The sequence below is a fragment of the uncultured Acidovorax sp. genome (assembly GCF_964021665.1).
GTDB lineage: Bacteria > Pseudomonadota > Gammaproteobacteria > Burkholderiales > Burkholderiaceae_C > Acidovorax > Acidovorax temperans.
The window spans coordinates 1-1,834 of sequence record NZ_CAXIAK010000164.1 but is presented as its reverse complement, the minus strand read 5'-3'; the positions used below and the strand labels follow the sequence as shown (position 1 = coordinate 1,834).

General features: G+C 64.3%; 2 protein-coding genes and 1 pseudogene. 1 reads left to right on the top strand and 2 read right to left on the bottom strand.

The features are described from left to right. On the top strand, positions 1-931 hold a 931-nt coding region (locus tag AADJ04_RS17925; protein WP_341240444.1), incomplete at its 5' end, for an acyltransferase family protein. 48 nt (positions 932-979) lie between these two features. Here the strand turns inward: AADJ04_RS17925 and rnk are convergent. Next, positions 980-1,393, bottom strand: a complete 414-nt coding sequence (gene rnk / locus AADJ04_RS17920; RefSeq protein WP_066692358.1) for a nucleoside diphosphate kinase regulator — start codon at positions 1,391-1,393, stop codon at positions 980-982. A 244-nt stretch (positions 1,394-1,637) separates the two neighbouring features. Then, positions 1,638-1,834: pseudogene (locus AADJ04_RS17915) on the bottom strand (IS1595 family transposase); the annotation flags it as partial.

Below are 1,834 nucleotides of genomic sequence, written 5' to 3'. Positions count from 1 at the left end.
CGGCTACCTCGCTGCAGCCAGCCTGGCACCGGAAGGCGTGGCGCGCTTTGATTCGGCAGGGCAGCAGGTGGGCAAGCGGTTTGTGCGGCTGGTGGTGCCCTACGTGGTGGCGTTGCTGGTCACGGTGCTGGTCAGTGCCTTGGTACGGCCCTGGTTCGATCACCCCTCAGTGCCCGGAGACCCAGATGTCGCCCAGCTGATCACCCACGCGCTGCTGCTGCACAGCGTGGCAGACCACGAATCGCTGTCGGCAGGCGTGTGGTACGTGGCCATCGATTTTCAGCTCTTCACCCTCAGCGTCTTGGCATTCGCTGCCGTGCGTGCGCTGCCGCAGGGGCTGCCCCGCCAACGCGCCGCATGGGTGGGGCAGGGGGCAGTGGTGGCGGGGGTGGCTGCCTCGCTCTGGGGCTTCAACCGCGACGCTCAGTGGGATGTGTGGGCGGTATATTTCTTTGGCGCCTACGGCCTGGGCATGATGGCCTTCTGGGCCAGCCGTGCGCCGCGCGCTGCGGGCTGGGTTGGGGCCATGGCCGTGCTGGGCGCTGTGGCTTTGCTGCTGGATTTCCGGGGGCGCATTGCGCTGGCGCTTGCAACGGCCTTGCTGTTGGTGTGGGCCATGCGCACCCCTGCGGTACGCCAGTGGCAGGGCGTGGCCCCGCTGGTGCGACTGGGGCAAATGTCGTACTCGGTGTTCCTCATCCACTTCGCGGTGTGCCTGCTGGTCAACGCGGTGGTCAGCAGCCTGTGGCCCAGCTCGCCCGGCGCCAACGCGCTGGGCATGGTGGCGGCGTTTGCGCTGTCGTTGGTGGCTGGTCAGTGGCTCTACCGCCGGGTGGAGCGGCACACGCCGTCACTGCCCACATTGCTGCGCTGGCAGGCCAGCCTGGTGGCGGCCGGGGTGCTGGTACAACTGGGCAGCAACTGGGCTTGAACGCGGGGGCGTATGGTACGGGCTTGCGCCGCCGCCCCATGCCCGCGCTCAGCGGTGCAACTCGCCCGAGCTTTCGGGCTGGTACACGATTTCCTTGACCTGCACCGTCATGGCCTTGCCGCCAGGGCCAGGCCAGGCCAGCTCGTCGCCCACCGCCAGGCCCAGCAGCGCACTGCCCACGGGGGCCAGGATGGAAATCTTGTCGGCGCTGCCGTCCATGTCGCGTGGGTAAACCAGCGTCAGGCAAAACTCCTTGCCCGTCTCGACGATCAGGAACTTCACTGTGGAGTTCATGGTGACCACGTTGGGTGGAATCTCCTCGGGCGCCACCACATCTGCCCGGTCCAGCTCGGCCTGCAACTCCATCTTGCCCGGGAAGACACTCGCGGGCATCGCTGCAATCAGGGCTTCGATACGGTCAACATCCAGGGAAGAGAGAACAATTTGGGGCTTGCGCGCCATGGCAGTACCTTGCGTTGATTGAAAGGGCGGGACTGTAGCCCACCGGGCAATCTCGCACTGGGGTGTGCGGGCATTGGCAGAGGCGCTGCAGCGTCACCGACGGTGCCTGTTGCGCGATGGCTTGGCGTGCCATGGCGCCAGTGCGGACACAGTTGCGCGGGTTGTTACAGCCAATTTGCTCAAAAAACTGTATATTTATAAGGGGTATCTATTTAGCTCCAGCGACCACATTGATACTGTGATTTCATCCAGTAATAGTATCCGATTGCCTATCCCCTGTGTTCTTGTTCACGACATCCGCATATGTCACCGGGGGCGTGACCACCGCTTGCTGCAGTAGGCGGTAAAACAGCATCCCGCGCGAGCTGGATGTGCGCCGGTTGAAGCGGAACACGAATTCATCGAGATAGGCGTCCAGGTGGTCTGGCTGTACAGAGCCAT